The 13663-nt window shown below is 61.4% G+C and carries 13 protein-coding genes; 2 read left to right on the top strand and 11 right to left on the bottom strand.

The genetic code is table 11. The features are described 5' to 3' along the window. Positions 1-11 precede the first annotated feature (11 nt). From QF045_RS21635 to minC, 7 genes are all read right to left on the bottom strand, one after another. Positions 12-2183: a mechanosensitive ion channel family protein gene (locus tag QF045_RS21635; protein WP_306493954.1), complete on the bottom strand. Its 2172-nt coding sequence runs from the start codon at positions 2181-2183 to the stop codon at positions 12-14. 72 nt (positions 2184-2255) lie between these two features. Further along, positions 2256-2432, bottom strand: a complete 177-nt coding sequence (locus QF045_RS21630) for a hypothetical protein (RefSeq protein ID WP_194937676.1) — start codon at positions 2430-2432, stop codon at positions 2256-2258. A gap of 209 nt (positions 2433-2641) precedes the next feature. Beyond that, a complete protein-coding gene (locus QF045_RS21625) occupies positions 2642-3931 on the bottom strand; it encodes a M18 family aminopeptidase (protein WP_306493953.1) in 1290 nt (429 codons plus the stop codon). A gap of 179 nt (positions 3932-4110) precedes the next feature. After that, complete coding sequence (locus tag QF045_RS21620; protein ID WP_124401415.1) at positions 4111-4746, bottom strand: RluA family pseudouridine synthase; 636 nt, start codon at positions 4744-4746, stop codon at positions 4111-4113. A 95-nt stretch (positions 4747-4841) separates the two neighbouring features. Then, positions 4842-5096, bottom strand: a complete 255-nt coding sequence (gene minE / locus QF045_RS21615) for a cell division topological specificity factor MinE (protein ID WP_003175252.1) — start codon at positions 5094-5096, stop codon at positions 4842-4844. A 3-nt stretch (positions 5097-5099) separates the two neighbouring features. Continuing rightward, positions 5100-5912, bottom strand: coding sequence for a septum site-determining protein MinD (gene minD / locus QF045_RS21610; RefSeq protein ID WP_003192835.1), 813 nt, complete (start codon positions 5910-5912; stop codon positions 5100-5102). A gap of 201 nt (positions 5913-6113) precedes the next feature. After that, positions 6114-6851 carry a septum site-determining protein MinC gene (gene minC, locus QF045_RS21605; protein ID WP_306493951.1) on the bottom strand — a complete coding sequence of 246 codons (738 nt, stop codon included), beginning with the start codon at positions 6849-6851 and terminating at the stop codon, positions 6114-6116. 119 nt (positions 6852-6970) lie between these two features. Between minC and QF045_RS21600 the strand changes: the two genes are divergently transcribed. Both QF045_RS21600 and QF045_RS21595 read left to right on the top strand, forming a co-directional pair. Then, a complete protein-coding gene (locus QF045_RS21600) occupies positions 6971-7906 on the top strand; it encodes a lipid A biosynthesis lauroyl acyltransferase (RefSeq protein WP_306493950.1) in 936 nt (311 codons plus the stop codon). Between the two features lie 29 nt (positions 7907-7935). Further along, on the top strand, positions 7936-9066 hold the full coding sequence (locus QF045_RS21595; RefSeq protein ID WP_306493949.1) for a patatin-like phospholipase family protein: 1131 nt from the start codon (positions 7936-7938) through the stop codon (positions 9064-9066). Positions 9067-9176: 110 nt separating this feature from the next. Here the strand turns inward: QF045_RS21595 and QF045_RS21590 are convergent, their stop codons facing one another. From QF045_RS21590 to QF045_RS21575, 4 genes are all read right to left on the bottom strand, one after another. Next, a complete protein-coding gene (locus QF045_RS21590; RefSeq protein ID WP_306493948.1) occupies positions 9177-9962 on the bottom strand; it encodes an outer membrane protein OmpK in 786 nt (261 codons plus the stop codon). Positions 9963-10191: 229 nt separating this feature from the next. After that, a complete protein-coding gene (locus QF045_RS21585) occupies positions 10192-11538 on the bottom strand; it encodes a nucleobase:cation symporter-2 family protein (RefSeq protein ID WP_306493947.1) in 1347 nt (448 codons plus the stop codon). Between the two features lie 176 nt (positions 11539-11714). Beyond that, entirely contained in the window at positions 11715-13001 is a 1287-nt protein-coding gene (locus QF045_RS21580) for a urate hydroxylase PuuD (protein ID WP_306493946.1), read from the bottom strand. 51 nt (positions 13002-13052) lie between these two features. Beyond that, a complete protein-coding gene (locus tag QF045_RS21575) occupies positions 13053-13556 on the bottom strand; it encodes an ureidoglycolate lyase (RefSeq protein WP_124387530.1) in 504 nt (167 codons plus the stop codon). Between the last annotated feature and the right edge of the window lie 107 nt (positions 13557-13663).

The following is a 13663-nucleotide window of genomic DNA, read 5'->3' as shown; positions in this document are numbered from 1 at the left end:
CCCTCCCACCGTTAATCTGCGTTAGCTTGCGGTTTGTCTTTCTCCAGTCCCCCCGTCACCACCTGCACGCTCAAGCGCGGTGTCGCCAGGTCAAGCCCGGCTTCGTCCAGGTGCCGCTTGAGTGACAGGTTGAACGCCCGCGACACTTCCCACTGCTTGATCGGCGCCGTCTTGAACCGCGCGCGCAGGATGGCACTGCCCGATTCGAAACTCTCCACGCCCTGAATCTCCAGTGGCGACCAGATATTGCGGCGTTGCAGTGGATCATTGCGCATGGCATGGCCAACATCGCGTATCAGCTTGATCGCGTTGTCGATCTCCATGTTGTAGGGGATTGCCACGCGGAAGATCGCGTAGCCGAATTCGCGCGAGTAGTTCTTGATGCTCTTGATCTCGCTGAAGGGAATGGTGTGCACGATGCCATCGATATCGCGCAGGCGCACGGTGCGGATGGTCAGCCCTTCGACGGTGCCGAGGTGGCCACCGACATCGACGTAGTCATCGATGGCCAGGGAGTCTTCGATAATGATGAACAGGCCGGTGATCAGGTCGGCCACCAGCGACTGCGCACCGAAACCGATCGCCAGGCCGATCACACCGGCACCGGCCAGCAATGGCGTGACGTTCATGCCCATGTTCGCCAGGGCGACGATGGCGGCGATGATGAAGATGGTCACGAACAGCACGTTGCGGATCAGCGGCATCATGGTTTGCGCACGTGCGTTGGCCAGGCCTTTGCGCGAGCGGGTCAGGGCGTGGTGGATCGCGGTGTCGCTGAGAATCCAGATCAGCCAGGCAAACAGCAAGGTGCCGCCGAGGCTGAACAGCTTGACGCTGATTTCATGGCCGTCGCCTTCGGTAAAGCGAATCAGTGACAGGCCCCACACGCGCAGGCCCAGTTCAATGAACACTAGCCATACCAGCAGGTGCGCCAGGGTGTAGACGAAGCTTTTCAGGCGGTCGGAGTACAACGCATGGCGCTTGTGTCCGCGCTGCGGTTTGAGCGCGTGGCGCCGCACCAGCCCATTGATCACCGTGCACAACACCAGCAGCACCGTGCACAGCAGCGACTGGCGCAGGGCAGTGCTGGTGTCGCCGGCGGACAGGAAGGTGGCAAACAGCGAGATGCCCACCAGCAACAGTGCGGGCAAGTACCAGAAGGTGCCGATGATCGACAGGGTATCGGTGAGGGCGCGGCGGGTGAGGCGACGCGACAGCGGCTGGTTGCGGATCAGGTGGGCAATCGGTCGACGGAACCGCAGGATGAATACGCCAGTGGACAGCGCCGCCATCACATTGGCCACGGTTGCGGCCGTGTGGGCCAGGTGCTGGCCGAGCGCCGCGACCAGCCGCGGGTCGCTCAAGGCTTCGCCAAAGGCGGCGAAACTGCCGATCCACCACAGCGGGCGGAAGGCCTGGTGGCGCAGGATATACAGGGCGCGGTGGCGGTGCGGGCCGTCCAGCAGAGAAAAAGCAATCACGCAGATTGCCGAGAAACAGGTGCCGACAACCAGCGCGTAAGCCAGCACCATCGCCAGCGACTTGCCCAGGGACGAAGGCAGGGCGTAGCTCAGGTAAACAGTGATGACCAAGGCGATCAACCATGGGCCGAGCTTGCGCAGGGCGAAGCGCAGCATGTCCCAGGTGCGTGGGTGTTGCGGCAGCTCCTCGGGCAGGCCGAAGCGTTCGCGCACGCGATGGCTGAGCCAGATCAGCGCCGCGGCCAACAGGCTCCACACCGCCAGGATCACGGCAAAACCAAAGATGATCGGCAGCCATTCGCTGGCCGGCAGCATCAGCGCGCTGAGTTCATCCTTGGCCAGGTCGACCTCATTGGACCAGCGCCCCAGCGGGCTGTCGGCGCCGGAGAACTGCTGTTCAAAGCCCGACAGCGTGCTGCCGATCAGGCCCAGCACACCAAGCTCTGCAGCCGGTTGGGCCTTTTGCGTGGCCGCGCGCAGTTTCTTCAAGTCGCTCAGCAGTTGGGTGCGCTGCTGGTCGTTCTCCAGGGTCTTGATCACCTCGTCCAGCGACTGCCCCAATGGTACCTCGGCCTGGGGTTGCGCCTTGGTGGAACTGCCCAGCAGTCCGGGCAGACCCACGGCTTGGGCGGACGTCAGCGGCAGCAGGGTGAGCAGGGCGATGAGCAGGTAGCAGGGCAGGGCAAGCAGACGGGAAAGCACGAGGCGGTCAACCTTGAAAACGACGAATTGATCGAGTGTACGAGGCCGCTATGCCAGATGCGAGCGCATTTGTCATTCCGCCAATTTAGCGAGGATCTTGTACACCACGGTGCCGAGGATCAGCAGCATGCCGACCCACATGCCGAACACGCCAACGGGTTTGTCGCGAAAGTTGAAGCCGACGGCAAGCATGATCATGCCGATCAGGATGGGGATCAGCATGGCGTGGAAGGAGGACATGGAGATCATGGTGTGACGGCCTTGTCAGAGTGGGAATACTGACAAGTCTAGGTCGGATTATGGGAAATGCAGGTGATGCAGGTCAGCTGGACGCATAACCAATGTGGGAGGGGGCTTGCTCCTGATTGCGGCGGGTCAGTCAACAGATGTATTGGCTGGTCCACCGCCATCGGGAGCAAGCCCCCTCCCACATGTTTTGATCGCATTCAGCCCTGAGATCAGGGCAGGTCGCGGCTGGCGTAGAACGCGCCCAGTACCTTGACCAGATGCGCCAAGTCATGACTGCCGCACAGTTCACGAATCGAATGCATGGCGAACGTCGGCAGGCCGATGTCCACGGTGCGCACACCCAGGTTGCTGGCGGTGATCGGCCCGATTGTCGAGCCACAGCCCATGTCGCTGCGCACCACAAAGCTCTGCACCGGCACTTCCTGAGCCATGCACAGGTGACGGAAGAATCCGGCGGTTTCGCTGTTGGTGGCGTAGCGCTGGTTGCTGTTGACCTTGATCACCGGGCCGGCGTTGAGCTTGGGGCCATGGTTGGCGTCGTGTTTCTCGGCGTAGTTGGGGTGCACGCCATGGGCGTTGTCTGCAGACACCATCAGCGATTTCTGAATGGTGCGCACGAACTCTTCACCTTCCGGCAGCAGGCGGCGCAAGGTCTGTTCCAGCATCGGGCCATCGGCGCCGCAGGCCGAGGAGGAGCCGACTTCTTCGTGGTCGTTGCACACCAGCAAGCAGGTTTCATCGGTGTCGCTGGTGAGCAGGGCTTGCAACCCGGCGTAGCACGACAGCAGGTTGTCCAGGCGCGCACCGGCGATGAAGTCGCCATTGAGGCCAATCACCGCAGCGCTCTGGGTGTCGTAGAAGCTCAGCTCGTAGTCGAGCACCACATCGGCGTTCAGCCCGTGCTCGCGAGCCAGTTGCTCGGTGAGTACAGCGCGAAAGTCCACGCGCTCGTCACCGGCAAATTGCGCGAGGATCGGCGGCAGTTCGGTCTGGGCATTGATCGCCCAGCCCTGGTTGGCCTCACGGTTGAGGTGGATGGCCAGGTTGGGAATGATGGCGATCGGCAGCTTGAAGTCGATCAGTTGGCTTTCGACCTTGCCATCGCGACGGAACGTGACGCGGCCAGCCAGGGACAGGTCGCGGTCGAACCACGGGGCCAGCAATGCGCCGCCGTAGACTTCCACGCCCAACTGCCAGAACCCCTGGCGTTGCAGCTCGGGCTGAGGCTTGACCCGCAGGCACGGGCTGTCGGTGTGGGCGCCGACCATGCGGATACCGTCTTGCAGCGGCGAGTGGCGGCCCAGCTTGAATGCGATGATCGAGGAGTCGTTACGGGTCACGTAATAGCGACCGTTGGCTTCGGTGGCCCAGGTGTCGCGCTCGTCGAGACGCTGGTAACCGGCTGCTTCCAGGCGCTGGGCCAGGGCAGCGGTGGCATGAAAGGGAGTAGGGGAGGCCTTGAGGAAGTCGATCAGGCCTTGATTCAACGCTTCGCGCATAATTAGCTCCAGACAGCAATGCGCGGAGTTTACCGTATTGGTTTAACTCGGTGGCGAGAACTGATGCAGAACTCATGTGGGAGGGGGCTTGCTCCCGATTGCGGATCAGTCAGCCAATGTCTAGCTGACCCACTGCTATCGGGGGCAAGCCCCCTCCCACATTTGGTTCTGTGCGCTGCTTAAAAGGGCGCGGGGCACTCGAAACGCAAGCGCTCGCCGCTTTGCGGATGAGTAAAGCTCAGCATGCTCGCGTGCAGGCACAGGCGCGGCCAGGCGGCGAGGGCGTGTTCGTGGGCATACAAGCCATCACCGAGCAGCGGATGGCCGATGGACAGCATGTGTACGCGCAGCTGGTGCGAGCGCCCAGTGATCGGCGTCAGTTCCACGCGGCACCAGTCGCCGCAACGTTCCAGCACCTTCCAGAAGGTCAGCGCGTGCTTGCCGAATTCGTGGTCCACCACATGACGTGGCTTGGTCGGCGGGTCATAGCGCAATGGCAGGTCGATGCTGCCGCTGTCCAGTTCCGGCTGGCCCCAGGCCAACGCGGTGTAGGCCTTTTCTGTTTCACGGTCATGAAACTGGCGGGACAGTTCGCGGTGGGTGTCCGCGTCACGCGCCAGCAGGATGATGCCCGAGGTTTCCCAGTCCAGGCGATGAACGATGCGGGCTTCGGGGTAGCCATTTTCCTGCAGGCGGGTAATCAGGCAGTCCTTGTTGTCGTCGGCCCGGCCGGGCACCGAGAGCAACAGGGTCGGCTTGTTCACCACCAGGACAGCGTCGTCCTGATGCAGGATGTGGATATTGGACAGCGGCATTAAACAGCCTCGTAACAAACGCCAACGGCGGCTCGCCCACCTGGTTCCCGTAAAGGGATCAGGTGAGCGAGCCGCCGTGGCGGCCGCCTGTTCGATTAACGATCAGGCAGGGTGATATTGAGTTCCAGAATCGAGCAACTGCCGTCATTTTCCAGGGCGACATGCACGTCATCGTTGCCGATATTGACGTACTTGCGGATCACCTCGACCAGTTCCTTCTGCAAGGCTGGCAGGTAGTCCGGTGTGCTGCGTTGGCCGCGTTCGTGCGCCACGATGATCTGTAGACGCTCTTTCGCGACCGACGCGGTGCTTGGCTTTTTGTTGGCACGAAAGAAGTCGAGAAATTTCATTGTTTAGTTGCCTCCAAAGATACGCTCGAAGAATCCCTTCTTCTTCACATCGAGGAAGCGGTGTTCCACGGTCTTGCCCAGCAGGCGATCAACGGCATCGCTGTACGCCTGGCCGGCGTCGCTCTGGTCGTCGAGAATAACCGGCACGCCCTGGTTGGAAGCTTTCAGGACGGCCTGGGACTCCGGAATCACACCCAGCAGGGTCACTGCGAGGATTTCCTTGACGTCTTCAACGCCGAGCATTTCGCCGTTGTTGACACGCTCAGGGTTGTAGCGGGTCAGCAGCAGGTGTTCCTTGATCGGGTCCTGGCCTTCTTCGGCGCGCTTGGACTTGCTGGCCAGCAGGCCGAGCATACGGTCGGAGTCACGTACCGAGGACACTTCCGGGTTGGTCACGACGATGGCTTCATCGGCGAAGTACATCGCCAGGTGAGCACCGGTTTCGATGCCGGCCGGGGAGTCGCACACCACGTATTCGAAGGTTTCTTTCAGCTCGGCGAGGACTTTGCCTACGCCTTCTTTGGTCAGCGCATCTTTGTCACGGGTCTGGCTGGCGGCCAGCACGTACAGGTTCTCAAGGCGCTTGTCCTTGATCAGGGCCTGTTGCAGGTTGGCTTCGCCGTTCACCACGTTGACGAAGTCGTACACCACGCGGCGTTCGCAGCCCATGATCAGGTCGAGGTTACGCAAACCCACGTCGAAGTCGACGATGACTGTCTTGTGGCCGCGCAGAGCGAGGCCGGTACCGATAGCGGCGCTGGTGGTGGTCTTACCCACACCACCCTTGCCGGATGTAACCACGAGAATCTTGGCCAAGGTGTTTCACCCCTAAGGAAAAAGGACTTTCGGTCCCTGAAAAACATCTCTTGAAACTCGCTGCAGGCGGACAGCCTGTGTAGGGGAAAGCCAGGTTTTCCCCAGGGGAAACACCCTACTTTCAAATAGTCCTACGCAAGTATTGCCAGTTTCGCTTTGCTATCAGAGTCTAGAGATGCTTGGAAAATGCGGCAGTATCCGTTAAAGACGGATGATGTTCAACACATCGCCCGACAGGTTGACCTGCACCGAAGCCCCCCACAGCGGATCACGGCGCAAATCTTCGGAAACCTTGTACTGACCCGCGATGGAAACCAGCTCAGCGGTCAACTGCTGGCAGAAAATACGCGCCTTGGTATCACCCTTGATGCCGGCCAGTGCACGGCCGCGCATCGGGCCGTATACATGGATATTACCGTCGGCGAGAAGTTCCGCGCCCGGGCTGACCGAGGAGACCACCACAAGGTCGCCGCCCTGGGCGTAAATCTGCTGCCCGCCGCGCACGGGCGAGGTGATGATCCGGGTCGGCCTGATCGTCGGCTCAGGTGGTTTTTCCGGTTTTTTCTTCTCTTCACCGACCGGCGGTTCGAGTGGACGCTCGCGTGCACCGGACGGCGGCAGTACTGGCAGTTCAATGGCGATGGCGGCGGCGATGTCTTCGATCCGGCTGGCGCGAATCGCCAGGGTGCGCAGACCGTGGGAGCGGCACACGCGCATCAGCCCGGGCAGGTCGATGACGCCTTGGCCGGCCGGGAGTTTGTCCAGGGCCAGCACCAGCGGGGCATTATTGAAAAAGTTCGGTGCCAGGGCGACCTTGGCGGCCAGTTGGCGGTCGAGGGCGTCGAGGTCATTGCGGGCCAGTTCCAGCACAGTAATGGCGAGCATGCTGCCCTTCAGCTGGAACACGGGATCTTGGTCTAGCGGTTCGGTTTGGCTCATGGTCGGCAAAAGCGGCTTGTCACGAAAAGTGTCGAGACTTATAACGAGAACACTCACCCGCCGCAAGCCGAGTCGAACCGTTGTAGAATGCGCGGCCCTTGTCTTTACCGGAATCTGTAATGGATCGCCCGCGTTTTCGAGCTGTATTTCTGCACCCGCGTTTTTGGCCATTATGGCTGGGGCTGGGCCTGCTGTGGCTGGTCACCCAGCTGCCGTACCGCGTACTGCTGACCATTGGTCGCCTGCTGGGGGCGGGCATGTACCGCGTGGCCGGCGAGCGGCGCCGCATCGCCGCGCGCAACCTGGAGTTGTGCTTCCCGGAGAAGTCCGCCAAGGAGCGCAAACGCCTGCTCAAGGAAAACTTTGCCTCCACCGGTATCGCCTTCTTCGAGATGGCCATGAGCTGGTGGTGGCCCAAGCCGCGCCTGGCGCGGCTGGCCCATGTGCAAGGGTTGGAGCATCTCACCCAGGCGCAATTGGAAGGCAAGGGTGTGATCCTGATGGCCTTGCACTTCACCACCCTGGAAATCGGCGCCGCCCTGCTCGGGCAAAAGCACACCATCGACGGCATGTACCGCGAGCACGGCAACCCGCTGTTCGACTTCATCCAGCGCCGTGGCCGGGAGCGCCACAACCTCGATTCCCTGGCTGTCGAGCGCGATGACGTGCGCGGCATGCTCAAGCTGCTGCGCGCCGGTCGCGCGATCTGGTACGCGCCGGACCAGGACTACGGCGCCAAGCAAAGTATCTTCGTGCCGCTGTTCGGCATCCAGGCCGCCACCGTCACGGCCACCAGCAAGTTTGCGCGCCTGGGCAAGGCGCTGGTGGTGCCGTTCACCCAGGAGCGCCTGGCCGATGGCAGCGGCTACCGTCTGGTGATCCATGCGCCGCTCACCGATTTTCCCGGCGAGACGGACGAGATCGACTGCCTGCGCATCAACCAGTGGGTCGAAGCCTCGGTTCGCGAGTGCCCCGAGCAGTACCTGTGGACCCACCGCCGCTTCAAGAGCCGGCCACCGGGTGAACCCAAGCTGTACGAAAAACGCCGTCGGTAAGACTTCCTTTTCCCACATGGAGTGATGCAATGCGCCCAGCTGAACCGGTCACAGGCTTGATTCTTTCCGGCGGCGGGGCGCGAGCGGCGTATCAGGTGGGGGTGTTGGCGGCGATTGCCGAGTTGCTGCCGCCGGGGGCGCCGAATCCATTTGCGGTGATCGTCGGCACCTCGGCCGGAGCGATCAATGCGGTCAGCCTGGCCAGTGGCGCGACTGATTTCACCGCCGCTATCGAACGCCTTACGGCATTCTGGCAAGGCTTTCGCAGCCATCGGGTGCTGCGCAGCGACTGGCCGGGCGTGATCCGCCAGGCGAGCCGCTTCTTCATTCATAGCCTGTTGGGCCTGGGCCGGCAGTTGCCGGTGGCCTTGCTCGACAGTTCACCGCTGCGCGAGCTGCTGCAGGACAAACTGCACCTGGCGGGCATCGACGAAGCCATCCGGCTCAAGCATCTGCAGGCCGTGGCGGTCACCGCGTTCGGCTATGAATCCGGGCAGGCGGTGACCTTCTACCAAGGCGGCGGAACCATCGACCCCTGGCTGCGCCATCGGCGGATCGGCGTGCCGACCCAACTTACGGTCGAACACTTGCTGGCCAGTTCGGCGATTCCCTTGCTGTTTGCCCCGGTGAAACTCGACCAGGAATTTTTCGGTGACGGCGCCGTTCGCCAGTCGGCGCCGATCAGCCCGGCCTTGCACCTGGGCGCGAGTCGCGTGCTGGTGGTGGGCGTCAGCGGTAACCCACGCGGCAATGAACCGTCGGCACCGCGCACCTACACCGGTCAGGAACCGACACTCGCGCAAATCGGTGGGCACATGCTCAACAGCACATTCATCGACAGCCTGGAAAGCGATATCGAATTGCTGGAACGCTTGAATCAATTCAGCCATGCCTCGCCCGGCGTGGCGGCAGTTGACGTGTTGGTGATTGCGCCCAGCCAGCCGATCGACGAAATCGCGGCGCGGCACCGGCAGGAACTGCCAGCGGCGTTGCGCATGTTCTTGCGGGGGCCTGGAGCGACCAAGACCAGTGGGGCAGGGGTGTTGAGTTACTTGCTGTTCGAGGCGGGGTACTGCAGCGAGCTGATCGAGCTGGGGCGCAAAGATGCGCTGGCCAAGCGCGAGGAACTGTCGCGATTCCTCGGCCTGACGCTGAACTGAATGTGGGAGGGGGCTTGCCCCCGATTGCGGTGGTTCAGTCACTGATATGTTGACTGACACACTGCTATCGGGGGCAAGCCCCCTCCCACATTTTGACCTGCGGTGTTCAATCAGAAGTGATACTTGACCAGGAAGCTCGCCGTATCCTGAGTCGTCTTGAACGCACCCGAATCCTCAATCCCGTACTTGTTTTTCCAGTAGTCGTATTCAAAGCCCACATACAACTGTTTGTCGCCCCAATGCAGCGCCTTGCCCAGGTCGTATTTAACCTGAGGGTTGAAGTGCAGGTTGGCGTGGTAAGTGCCGCGGGCGTTCTTGTCGTTGTCCACCACCCAGTCCATGAAGCCGTCGATCAGCACATCGGAGTTGCCCACGGGAATGGTGTACGACCATACCGGCGTGATCTGCCACACGCCGTCACCCGGGCGGTTGCCCTCGGTCTGGCGCTGGTAGAAGTTCAACTGGAAGTAGTCGAAGCCCGGAATATTCAAATCAAACGCCGGGCCCAGCAGGTACGACTCGTTGTCGCCTTCGCCGAACTCGTAAGTGAAGGCCAGCAATACATCCTTGATCGGGCCGAATGACAAATCCTTGTCGAGAATCTTGCCGAACGACAACCGTGGGCTGAACTCGCCATAGTAGGTATTCGGGCCGACGTTGCCGTCTTCCTTGCCGTTGTAAAAGATGCGGTCGAGGAAGAAGAAGTTGTCGCCGTATTTCCACGCGTCGGCATGTTCGAACGTGACGGTCTGCTGGATCTGCGGGTTGACGGTAAAGCTCTTGCCCCACAGATACGTCAGGCTGTTGTTCTGCCACTGCAACAAATCGCCGGCCACGGCTTGGCCACCGGCCTGCAGGGATCCCGCCAGCATCAGGCCTTTGAACATAGGTTTCATTCGGTGCTCCCGAGTTAAAGTTTTATGTTTTTTGTAATCTGGCGCTCTGGTGTGGCGCCTTTGGATTTGCTGAAGAACTCGTCTGACTGGTCAACTTTATGCCTGTAGCAAAAGCCGCGCCAAGGCGATAAAAAACCGTCGATTCAAGCGGGCGCGGAGAATACTGGCTCCCACGTCTGGGCTCAAGTGCGCCGTTACAGCGCGCACCAGGCGACGATGGGGCACAGCTTCAGCTGTGGGCGTGCTCAACGGCAGGGCGTTCTGCACCGCCGAGAATGTTGAACAGGATGTTCAGGGACAAGGCGCTGAGGGTGGCCATGGCGATGCCGCTGTGGGTGATCGGGCTCATCCATAACGGCAATTGTGCGAAGAACTCCGGACGCACCACCGGGATCAGGCCCATGCCGATGCTCACCGCCACCAGCAACTGGTTGCGCCGGTCGGCGATGTCGGCTTCCTGCAGGATCTTGATGCCGGTCGCCGCGACCATACCGAACATCGCAATCGCCGCACCGCCCAGTACCGCCGGTGGAATCGAGGCCACCAGGTAGGCGGCCTTGGGCAACAGGCTCAGTACAATCAGGAATGCCCCGGCCATGATCGTGACCGAGCGGCAGCGCACGCCGGTCATCTGTACCAGGCCGATGTTCTGCGCGAACGAGGAGTGGGTGAAGGTATTGAAGAAACCGGCAAAGAATGACGCGCCGGCGTCACACAGCAAACCACGGCGCAGCATCTTCGGCGTGACGTCTTGGCCGGTGATCTTGCCCAAGGCGAGGAACATCCCGGTGGATTCGACAAAAATGATCACCACCACCAGGCACATCGACAGGATCGGCGCCAACTCGAACGTGGGCATGCCGAAGTGCAGCGGCGTCACCACCTGCACCCACGGCGCCTGGGCCAGGCCGCTGAGGTCGACCATGCCGAGGGTGCCACACAGTGCGTAGCCCAGGCCCATGCCGATCAGCACCGAGATATTCACCCAGAAGCCACGCATGAAGCGGTTGATCAGCAGGATGGTGCCCAGCACCAGCGCGGCAATCGCCAGGTACACCGGCGAGCCGAACGTAGCGGCGGCGCTGCCGCCACCGGCCCAGTTCACGGCCACGGGAAACAGCGAAAGGCCGATGGCGGTAATCACGGTACCGGTCACCAGCGGCGGGAAAAAACGCACGACCTTGGACATGAACGGCGCGATGAGCATGCCGAAGAACCCGGCGGCGATGGTTGCGCCGAAGATCCCCTGCAAGCCGATACCGGGCATGCCGGCCATGGCGACCATGCTGCCGACGGCGGCGAAGCTGGCGCCCATCATCACCGGCATGCGAATACCCACCGGGCCGATGCCGAACGACTGCACCATGGTGGCGATGCCGGCGACCAACAGGTCGGCGTTGATCAGGAAGGCGATTTCTTCACGGCTCAGCCCGGCGGCCTGGCCAATGATCAGGGGCACGGCGACGGCACCGCCGTACATCAGCAAGACGTGTTGCAGGCCTACCAGAATCAGTTGCAAGAGGGGCAGCCGCACCATGGCGGGCGCGGCAGGGTTCTGCGTTTCTAACTGGGACATGCAACACCTCGAATCTTTTTTATTTTTGTGTTGTGTGGAGCGCAATGTTCAAAACACTGCCGATCCCCTGTGGGAGGGGGCTTGCTCCCGATAGCGGTGTGTCATTCAACGTATCTGTGACTGAACCACCGCCATCGGGAGCAAGCCCCCTCCCACATTGGATCTCTGTGAATCAGTTAATTGGTACGCGCCCCCTGGTTGATCCAGGTGCCAATCAGATCCCGCTCCTGCTGGGTCATCTGGGTGATGTTGCCCAGCGGCATGATCTGGCTGGCCACGGCTTGCGCCTGGATGCGCGCCGCTTGTTGCTGGATCTGCTCCGGCGTGTCGAACATCACCCCCGCTGGTGCGGTGCTGAACAACGGGCTGGTGGGCTTGGCCGAATGGCACACGGTACAGCGCTGTTCGATCACGTTGTGCACCTGGCCAAAATCGGTGCTGGCCTGGGCCGGTGCCGGTTCGGCCGCAGGAGCGGCAGGCTCGGCCGGTTTTTTCAAACCACCACCCAGCGCGGTTTCCGGCAACGGCTGGTACTCGATGGCCGCCGGTGCCTTGGCGATCGGCTCGGCGGGTTTTGGCCCGGTCACGTACGCCAGGCTGATCATTGCCAGCGCGCCCACCGGTAAGGTCCATGCATACTTCTGGCTGTTATGCCGGGTGTTGAAGTAGTGCCGCACCAACACCGCCGCCACGGCGATCCCGGCCAGGATCAGCCAGTTGTAGTGGCTGCCATAGGTGCTCGGGAAGTGGTTGCTGATCATGATGAACAGCACCGGCAGGGTGAAGTAGTTGTTGTGCCGCGAGCGCAGCAAACCCTTGGCCGGCAGCGCCGGGTCGGGTGTGCGGTTCTCGGCGATGGCCGCCACCAGTGCGCGCTGCGCGGGCATGATGATGCGGAACACGTTGCCGACCATGATCGTACCGATCACCGCCCCCACATGCAGGTAGGCGCCACGGCCGCTGAATACCTTGCTGAAGCCGTAGGCCGCCGCAATCAACAGCACGAACAGGATCAAACCGAGCAGGGCAGGGCGCTTGCCCAGGGCCGAGTCGCAGAGAAAGGAGTAGATGAACCAGCCGGCAAACAGTGAGCCGATGCCCAGCAGTACGCCTTCAGTGCCGCTCAGGCTGCTGCCAGGGGCGAGCAGGTACAGGGTCGGATTCCAGTAGAACACCACGCACAGCAGCGCAATGCCCGACATCCAGGTGAAATAGGCTTCCCATTTGAACCAGTGCAGGTTGTCCGGCATGGTCGGCGGGGCCAGTTTGTACTTTTCCAGGTGGTAGATGCCGCCACCGTGAATCGCCCACAAGTCACCGGCCAGGCCGCTCTTGGGGTTGACGCGATTGAGGTTGTTTTCCAGCCAGACGAAGTAGAAAGAAGCGCCGATCCAGGCGACGCCGGTGATCATGTGAACCCAGCGCACGCTCAGGTTCAGCCATTCCATCAAATGTGCTTCCACAGTCTTTACCTCTCGCCTGTCACCCTTGTTGTCGGGTGATCAGACCTTCTCTTATTGGTGGGGGGCGAGGATCAACCGCTCATCCTCTTTGAAAAAATGCTCATCGCAGTTATTGCCTGTGCCACTGCGATCAACCACCAGGAAGTCATCCCGCTTTTCGATCGTCAGCACCGGGTGGTGCCAGACGCCGCGATGGTAATTGATGCCCTGCCTGCCGTTGGTGACGAAGGCGCGGACCAAGCCTGATACAGGTACATCGCCAAGTGGCGCGACCACGATCAGAAAGGGGTTGCCGAGCAGCGGAATGAAGGCCTGGCTGCCCAGCGGGTGTCGCTCCAGCATGCACACGGTCAGCGGCATGTCCTGCGCGTCGGCGCGGAAGATGCTGATGATGGCGTGGTCTTCAGGCTGTGCTGTTTCGACCGTCGCCAGTTTGTGAAAGCGCATGGTCGACCCGTTGTTGATCATGAAGTGATCGCTGCCATCGGTTTCGATAACGTCTCCGAAGGGGGCGAAGGCTTCTTTGGTCAGGGGTTCGATCATCAATGTGCGCATGGCTGTCTTCTTAATCTGGAGTTGTTATTGAATCTTTGTAGGAGCGAGCTTGCTCGCGAAAAGCTCAAGTACACCGCGTTTATCCAGGATGGGCGCGTTATCGTTGA

The sequence above is a fragment of the Pseudomonas sp. W4I3 genome, assembly GCF_030816195.1.
Taxonomy (GTDB): Bacteria; Pseudomonadota; Gammaproteobacteria; order Pseudomonadales; family Pseudomonadaceae; genus Aquipseudomonas.
The sequence above is the reverse complement of the archived record's forward strand: the minus strand, read 5'-3'. Positions and strand labels throughout refer to the sequence as shown.